7 protein-coding genes are annotated in these 7075 nt (G+C 60.5%); all 7 read right to left on the bottom strand.

Annotated elements, in window-relative coordinates:
• Position 1: 1 nt before the first annotated feature.
• Positions 2-1135, bottom strand: coding sequence for a Gfo/Idh/MocA family oxidoreductase (locus VFJ08_RS09775; RefSeq protein WP_324997016.1), 1134 nt, complete (start codon positions 1133-1135; stop codon positions 2-4).
• 1 nt (position 1136) lies between these two features.
• The gene (locus tag VFJ08_RS09780; RefSeq protein WP_324997017.1) at positions 1137-2210 is read right to left on the bottom strand and encodes a sugar phosphate isomerase/epimerase; all 1074 of its coding nucleotides are present in this window, start codon (positions 2208-2210) and stop codon (positions 1137-1139) included.
• A gap of 34 nt (positions 2211-2244) precedes the next feature.
• Positions 2245-2736 (bottom strand): Fur family transcriptional regulator, encoded by a 492-nt coding sequence (locus VFJ08_RS09785; RefSeq protein WP_324997018.1) that lies wholly within the window; start codon positions 2734-2736, stop codon positions 2245-2247.
• Between the two features lie 246 nt (positions 2737-2982).
• Positions 2983-3897 carry an AraC family transcriptional regulator gene (locus tag VFJ08_RS09790; protein WP_324997019.1) on the bottom strand — a complete coding sequence of 305 codons (915 nt, stop codon included), beginning with the start codon at positions 3895-3897 and terminating at the stop codon, positions 2983-2985.
• Positions 3898-4005: 108 nt separating this feature from the next.
• Complete coding sequence (locus VFJ08_RS09795) at positions 4006-5169, bottom strand: MFS transporter (RefSeq protein ID WP_324997020.1); 1164 nt, start codon at positions 5167-5169, stop codon at positions 4006-4008.
• Between the two features lie 3 nt (positions 5170-5172).
• Positions 5173-6459: an amidohydrolase family protein gene (locus VFJ08_RS09800; RefSeq protein WP_324997021.1), complete on the bottom strand. Its 1287-nt coding sequence runs from the start codon at positions 6457-6459 to the stop codon at positions 5173-5175.
• A gap of 2 nt (positions 6460-6461) precedes the next feature.
• Positions 6462-7075: type 1 glutamine amidotransferase domain-containing protein (locus VFJ08_RS09805; protein WP_324997022.1), on the bottom strand; the 614-nt coding region annotated here is incomplete at its 5' end.

A 7075-nucleotide genomic window follows, 5' to 3' on the forward strand; every position in this document is an offset into this window, starting at 1 on the left:
GCTAGTCGGAATACGATGGAAGCTGCGTCCATCGTCCCGCCGCCCGGTGGCTGGCGAGCATCGCTTCAATGAAAGCGAGGCCCTCGCAGCCGGTGGTTGCGTCAGGCAGCATGGCCGCCGCGGCCGTATCGCCGCGCCTGGCGGCCGCAAAGTCGCGATAGAGCTGGGCGAAGGCTTCCAGATAACCCTCGGGATGGCCGGCCGGGATACGACCCGCCTGCCGGTCGGCGCCGCCAGCCGGCCCCGGGCCGCCGCGATCCAGCCGTTGGGCCGGTTCGCCCAGCGGCGAAAACATGAGCGCGTCCGGCGCTTCCTGATCGAAATGCAGGCCGGCCTTGGTGCCGTAAACGGTCAGTTGCAGACGGTTGTTGTTCCCCGGCGAAACCTGGCTGACCGAGAGGCGGCCGCGCGCGCCGCCGTCGAAGCGCAGCAGGGCCTGGGCGAAGTCGTCGAGCCGGCGGTGGGGTACGAAGGTATGCAGATCCGCGCTGAGCGTGGTCGCGCTCTGTCCGGCAACATAGGTGGCGAGCTGGTAGGCGTGGGTGCCGATGTCGCCGAGCGCGCCGGCCGGGCCGGCTTGGTCCGGATCGCCGCGCCAGCCTTCGTTGCCTGCCTCGGTCAACCAGTCCTGGGAATAGTCGACCTGGATGATGCGCAGCTCGCCCAGAGCGCCTTGGGCGACCAGTTCACGCGCCCGGCGAACCGCCGGATAGCCGGAATAGTTGTGGGTCAGCATGACCGCCACGCCATGCCGTTTGGCCAGATCGCGCAGCGCGAGGGCATCGGCGAGCGTGGTGGCCATGGGTTTTTCGCACACCACATGAATACCAGCTTCGACGAAAACTCGAGCCACCGGCACATGCAGGTGGTTGGGGGTGACGATCGACACCGCTTCAATGCCGTCGTCGCGGGTGGCCTCCTCGCGCGCCATGCTCGCGTAATCCGCATAGATCCGGCCGGGGTCGAGGCCCAGCGCGTCGCCGGTCTCGCGGCTGCGCTCGGCAGAGGACGAAAAACAGCCGGCCGCGAGGACGTATTCGCCGTCTAGCCGCTGCGCCATGCGGTGCACGCGCCCCATGAAGCCGCCGTGGCCGAGACCGCCGCCGACCATGCCGATTCGTATCGGTTTGCCCATATCAGCCTCCCGGAGTTTCGCGGCCCAGCCCGAGCAGGTCGCGGCGTTGGTCGTCGGTCAGCGCGGCGCCGGCGAAGTCGTCGAAGGCGCGCTGTGCGACACGGATCATGTGGCGGCGGATGAAATCCGCGCCCTCGGCCGCGCCGTCCTCGGGGTGCTTGAGCGCGCATTCCCATTCCAGCACGGCCCAGCCGTCGTAGTCGTACTGGGCGAGCTTGGAGAAAATGGCGCCAAAATCGATCTGGCCGTCGCCGAGCGAACGAAAGCGCCCGGCGCGCTCCACCCAACCGGCGTAGCCGCCGTAGACCCCTTGGCTCGCCGAGGGCTGAAATTCGGCATCCTTGACGTGAAATGCGCGGATACGGTCGTGATAGCGGTCGATAAAGCCCAGATAATCGAGCTGTTGGAGCAGCATATGGCTGGGGTCGTAGAGCAGATTGGCGCGCGGATGGTCATCGACGGCCGCCAGAAAACGCTCGAAGGTGGCGCCGTCGAATAGATCTTCTCCGGGATGCAACTCGAAGCATACATCCACACCGTGGCTGTCGCAGATATCCAACAACGGCCGCCAGCGGCGGGCCAGTTCATCGAAGGCGGCCTCGATCAATCCGGCCGGCCGCTGTGGGAAAGGGTAGAAGTAAGGCCAGGCCAGCGATCCGGAGAAAGCCGGCAGCGTGGTCAAGCCGAGCCGGGCCGATGCCTTCGCCGCGGCCTCGATCTGTCGCTCGGCCCAGGCCTGGCGCTCGGCGGGCTGGCCGTGCAACGCAGGCGGCGCGAACGCGTCCAACAGCGAGTCGTAGGCCGGATGCACCGCCACCAGCTTGCCCTGCAGATGCACGGACAGATCCGTAACGATCAGCCCGTGGCGCTCCAGCGTGGCGCGCACGTCGTCGCAATAGGCCTGGCTCTCGGCCGCGGTGCTCAGATCGAACAAGCGCTTGTCGCCGCTTGGAATCTGTACGCCGCCGTAGCCAAGACCGGCTGCCCATGCCGCGATGCGATCGAGCGTATCGAAAGGCGGCGTGTCGCCGGCGAATTGGGCGAGGAATAGCCCGGGGCCGTTCATCGATTTCATTGCGGAGCGCGCATCGGCATACGGTAGCTATGTCTTAACATGTCGCGCACGCCGCGCACAGGCCGTCGACTTCGATGGTTTGACGGTCGACCACGAAGCCGGTCTGCCGGGCCTCGTCGGCGATGGCGTCGTCGATGTCGCGGCTGGCGATCTCGGCGGCGCGGCCGCACTTGCGGCAAATGAAGAATTTGGGCGGGTTGCGATCATGGTTGAGGCCGCAGCCGATGAAGGCGTTCTGCGACTCGATCTTGTGCACCAGCCCGGCTTCCAACAGGAAATCGAGCGCGCGATAAACCGTGGGCGGCGCGGCGTTGCCGCGTTCGGCGTTGATCCGGGCCAGTAGGTCGTAGGCCTTGGTGGGCTGATGATTGGCCCAGACCAGTTCCAGCACGCGCCGCCGGATCGCGGTCAGGCGTAGGCCGCGCTCGGCGCAAACGGCCTCGGCCCGGGCCAGCGCATCGGCAATACAGGTCTGGTGGTCGTGGCCGCCGCGGCTGAAGGCGACGTTGTGGGCCGTCGGGGTCATGGGCGAGCCGGCAACGGATTTATGATGGCATTGTCGCGCGAACCGGCGCGGCTGGCGAGTGTCGAGGCCCGGGTTTACCGTGCGGCCCTCTATATAGTGACGTGTTTAATCACTTAATCTTGACGAACAAGATGAACGAGCTATTTTCTGACGGCTCGCAAAACGAAAAATTAATACACGTCGACTGATACACGTTACACACAAGCTCTTGACTCGGCGGCCCCGTTGGACCTGTTTGCGGCCGAGTTACAAAGGTGCGCGACGATACTCGCTCGGAGTTAGCCCTGTATGGGACTTGAAACAGCGGCTGAACCCACCGTTGATGGATAAACCCGTCATTAGAGCGATTTCAGTGACCGAGCATTCCGTTTCTCGAAGTAGCCGGCATGCCTTGGCGATACGACGGCGCTGGACAAAATTTCGCGGCGTTTCGGCATAAGTAGACTTAAATAGTCGACAGAAGTGATACTTGCTAAGCCACACTTGGCTACAGAGATCGTCGATCGTGAGCGATTGATCCAAGTGGCGATCAATAAAGGCTTCGAGTCGAGCTTTTCGATCGTCAGTGAGATGACTGCCGGCGGGCAAGCTGTCGATGCCAGACGACTCGGCGTATGCTTTGATCAAACGGTGGGTGAAGGTATTGATCAAGGAGCGGCTGTAGCGGGCCGAACATGTCTGATCGCTGGTCTTTTGAAGCTCGTCGCGCAATTCGAAGGCAACGTCGGTGAGTAGTGCATCCTCGATGTTCATGCGGTGCTTGAGCCTGACGCAATAAACGGCTCTGTCGTGATGGAGGGATGCCGCCTGTTCGAGCAGCGTCGGCGAAAGATGAAAGCGGCAAACCAGCCCCGGTGACTCAGCTTGGCGCCAGCGCCACATGATCTGGTTCTCGAATGCCGGGGCGATAAACCACTCGTTACGGCGCTTGATATAGCTCTGCCATTGACGGTCGTTGTAGCGGTATTCTCCCTTCTCTTCGTCCGAGCAATAGAGCACGAACTGATGTTCCGCCGTCGGCGGGCGCACGCATTCCGAGGCCTTTTGGCGCTGGGTGTGCCACGAAACATAGACGCCTTCGATATCGAGCTTTTCACTCGATACGGTGACATGACCGTCCACTGACGCCTGATATTCTTGAGTGTCGGCGATTGGCAGCATATTACTCGGCATCAACTTCCTTCCCAAACAGAGTCGCTGCCGTGTCGCAGTGCTCCGCTTGGCCTCAACCGGCGTGCGATATCAAGCGTTTGAACGGTATTCCGTTTGCTAGCGTTGATAGAGTCGCAGAGCGATCAGTGCGGCTGTGATACATAATCCGCTCGCAAGGCCAAGTATTGGCCCAAAGCCAACCAGCTTGTAAAGTGCGCCGAACACTAGGACGGCGACCATCGCTCCGCCGTAGGCCGCAACGCTGTATAGTCCGAGCAGTCGAATTTTATGCTCAGTGCTGAGGTGAGTAAGCGCTGTGACCAAGCAATTCAATGCTAGTTGATTGAAGACGCCCCAGACAATCGCCCATAAGGCCAATACCAATAGAGATCCAGCAGCTGCAATGCCGGTTATGTAGACGGCGCAGAGTATAGCGAGCAGTGGCCCGACAAGCGCTTGGGGCGAATATCGATCGATGGTAGATCCCATCAGACTAGCTACTCCGAAGCCGAGTCCGTAGCTAAGAACGACCATCCCCGATCCGATGGTCGACTGATCCAACGCCCGTTGCGTGTAGTCACCCAGAAACGTGTATACCCCGTAGAACGCGCACATATACAAGAAGGTCATCAGCAGGATTGATGGTGCTCGTTCAACGCGCATGGCATCTGTGATGTTTGATCTTTTGGGGTTGTCGTTCGATTTGCCTGCCGGCAATGTCGTGACGCCCACTACCGATGTGACCGCGAGCAACGTGATTATCAGGTAAGCATACCGCCAGCTGACGTAGTGTGCGATTATCGCCGAGGCTGGGACCGCCAGGACCAGCGAGATCGACCATCCAGCGATCACCCAGCCCATGACTCGGGACTCGCGGCCTTCGGGCGCAATCACCGATGTCGCACCGTAGGCGGTCGGTAGCATGACGCCGGCGCCCAATCCGGCCAGCACCTGCGCGACGATGAGTGTGGCAAGCGAGCCAGCGCTGCCGGTCAGTGCTACACCGGCAGCCAACAGCGCGCCGCTCGCGAAAAGCGTGAAGCGATATCCGCGCGGCTGCAGAAGCGCCGTCAAGAACAATCCGGAAAACGCAGTTGCGCCTCCATAGGCTGAGACGGCCCAGGCTGTCATCTGCGCGTTCGAATGAATGCTGTTGCCGACCGTCCTGAGGATAGGGCTCAGAAGAAACGCGTTGGCACCGATGACTGTTACGGCAAGCAGTAACACGGTGGTGTTCTTGAGCAGCTTACCAGTAGAAACGTCGTGCGCTGCATCGGACATAACCTAGGCCTGTTGAATGGCGACGGAGGGAATCGATTCCCTGTTGATAATCTCGCCGCCTTTGATGACGCCTTGGATATTTGATGGGTTTTCGATGCAGGCAATGTCATCGAGCGGGTTCTCGTCGAGTATTAACAAATCGGCTTCGTAACCCTCGGCGACCGCCCCGGTCGAGCCGAAACGCCCGATACTGATCGCGTTATCCGACGTGGCGGCCTTGATGGCCTCCGCCGGTGTATAGCCCGCATAGCGAACCAGCAGCTGAGGCTCCAGCGCATGGTATTTGCCATATTTCATGATCGGACTGTTGCCGGTATCTGTACCACAAAGCAGCGTAATCCCGAGACGTTGGGATATTTCCAGCATCTCGATCGCGAGATCTCGGTTGCGTTTGACCTGATCGATGAGCGATTGATCGAGCCCTATTTCGGGTCCTTCCGTGCAAATCACTTCTAGCGCGGCCAACGAGGGCATGATCGGAATCTTCTTGCGTGCAACAACTTCGAGCTCGGCTTCTCTGGCGAAATCGGCATGCATGATCCAATCAACTCCGGCCTCGGCTGCGATCTTGGTCGAGCCGGCGCCACGCGCATGAATCGTCACCTTCGTATTGCGTCGATGGGCTTCGCCGACGACTGCCTGGAGCTCGTCCAGCGAGATCATCTGCTCATCGCCCCAGGGGCTGTCACCAACTTTGATCAGATCGACGCCTTGTTTAATCTGCCGCCTGACTTCGGTAACCATTTCGTCGGCCGTGTTAACGAGTACGCCGATACCATGCTCGGGCGAGCTAATCCAGCACGGATCAGGATCGGCAATAGTGTCGTAGGTCGAGAGAAACCTTCCAGCCGGAAATACGCGGGGCCCTTTCATCAGGCCCGCGTTGATTGCATCGCGAATGGCAACGTCTGCAAACCAGGCGCCGCCAGGGACCGAAATACCCGTCACGCCGGCACTGAGCACCACTTGTGCATTCAGCGCGGCGTTGAGGGTGCAGAGTTCAGCGCTCTCGGTACTGCCAGGTTTCATGGCATCTCCAATGGCCGCGTACCCGAAGGTCAGATGACAGTGACCATCAATAAGGCCAGGCATCACATAGCGTCCTGTGGCATCCATGATTTGTGTGCTCGCATCGACGCAGATCTTGCCGTCGTTTGCGTTGTTCCCGGTGATCTGAGCAATCTGCCTGTTCTCGATGAGAATTTGGCGACCGGGCTTGGCCTCGCTGCCAAGGCCATCGACGACGGTGCAGTTGTCGATCAACAGACGCTCTTTAGCTACAGCATCCATGTTCAGGCCTCCAGAGCGTTGCAAAACGCGTCAGTAACTTCCCGCGTGGACTGTGTGTTCTGGCCAGTTATCAGCTCATGGTCTACAACGACATGAGGCGACCATTTATCACCACGTCCGTACTGACCTCCGGCATCTCGTAGCAGTACCTCCACACTGGTTTCTAGAACGCGGCCCAGGGGCGTGTCCTGCTCCTCGGCCGCACTGAACGAGGTCATGCGATAGCCCGTATAAGTAAAGTCATCGCCGCGTTGGGTGCTCACAAGGGCCACAGGTCCATGGCAGAACAGCGCCGTGGGCTTGCCATGTGCATGGAAGTGGTCGAGCGCGCAGGCGACTTCGAGTGAACATCCCAAGTCCACCATGGGTGCATAACCACCGGGGAAAAAGATGCCGTCGAAGCCATCAAGCCCTTCACGGCACAGGGTGTAAAGTGAACGAATCTGTTTCTGCTCGACGAGCTGTTCATGAAGCGCCAGGCCGTCGGTGAATTTGTCAGGTTGTTCCCAGTTTTTACACACGCCAGCACTGTCGACCGCCGTGCTGTTGGGATCGGGCACCGGCGCGCTGCCCGTTGGGGTTGCAACGGTTAGCGTGCACCCTCGCGACTCCATTT

Source organism: Salinisphaera sp. (genome assembly GCF_035690525.1).
Lineage (GTDB): Bacteria > Pseudomonadota > Gammaproteobacteria > Nevskiales > Salinisphaeraceae > Salinisphaera.

Bases quoted from the DNA above. Each gene is read 5' to 3' on its own strand.
- VFJ08_RS09775 (WP_324997016.1), bottom strand. From the start codon at position 1,135: ATGGGCAAACCGATACGAATCGGCATGGTCGGCGGCGGTCTCGGCCAC.
- VFJ08_RS09780 (WP_324997017.1), bottom strand. From the start codon at position 2,210: ATGAAATCGATGAACGGCCCCGGGCTATTCCTCGCCCAATTCGCCGGC.
- VFJ08_RS09785 (WP_324997018.1), bottom strand. From the start codon at position 2,736: ATGACCCCGACGGCCCACAACGTCGCCTTCAGCCGCGGCGGCCACGAC.
- VFJ08_RS09790 (WP_324997019.1), bottom strand. From the start codon at position 3,897: ATGCTGCCAATCGCCGACACTCAAGAATATCAGGCGTCAGTGGACGGT.
- VFJ08_RS09795 (WP_324997020.1), bottom strand. From the start codon at position 5,169: ATGTCCGATGCAGCGCACGACGTTTCTACTGGTAAGCTGCTCAAGAAC.
- VFJ08_RS09800 (WP_324997021.1), bottom strand. From the start codon at position 6,459: ATGGATGCTGTAGCTAAAGAGCGTCTGTTGATCGACAACTGCACCGTC.